The sequence below is a fragment of the Micromonospora sp. URMC 107 genome (assembly GCF_051386315.1).
Classification (GTDB): Bacteria; Actinomycetota; Actinomycetes; order Mycobacteriales; family Micromonosporaceae; genus Micromonospora.
The window spans coordinates 1-590 of record NZ_JBPQTK010000294.1; the positions used below are offsets into that span (position 1 = coordinate 1).

The window sequence follows — 590 nt, forward strand, 5'->3', positions numbered from 1 at the left end:
GTCGTCGGTCAGGCGGTGGCGGTTGGCCTCGATCCAGGCGACCAGGGCGCCGAGGGCGAGCCCCGCGACCACCTGGGGCACCGTGTGATCGCGTAGGCGGACCCGGGACCAGCCGACCAGTACGAGCAGCGGCGCCGCCGCCAGCAACCCGGCCCCGAACGTGAGCACCAGCACGACCACCGACCCGGCGGCCACCGCCGAGTGGATCGACATCTTCCACCAGTGGCTCACCGTCACGGCGACCACCAGGCCGACGAGCCCGGCCGCGGCCAGGGCCAGCACCGGGCGCGGCGCGCCGAGCACCGCCAGCAGGGACAGCCCGGCGGCGACCGAGCAGAGCCCGAACAGCAGCGGGACCCGACGCTGCTCGCGTACCCCCACGTGATGGTCGGTCAGCCGGCCCCGCCGCACCCCGCCGAGGATGTACGCGAACGGGATCCCGCTGACGAAGAGCGTGGCCAGCAGCCCCCAGGCCAGGCCGTGCGCGCCCTGGGCGCTGTGCCAGCCGACCGCCAGCGTCAGCGCCGAGACCAGCACCGCGGGCGCGGTCAGCTCGGTCACGAACCGGGCGAGCCGGAGGCCCCGGCCGG

Annotated in this window: 1 protein-coding gene; it reads right to left on the bottom strand. The window is 76.1% G+C overall.

Annotated features, from left to right (window positions below; genetic code table 11):
- The coding region (locus ACSNN9_RS28590) for a phosphatase PAP2 family protein (protein WP_436676408.1) at positions 1-590 on the bottom strand (590 nt) is incomplete at both ends.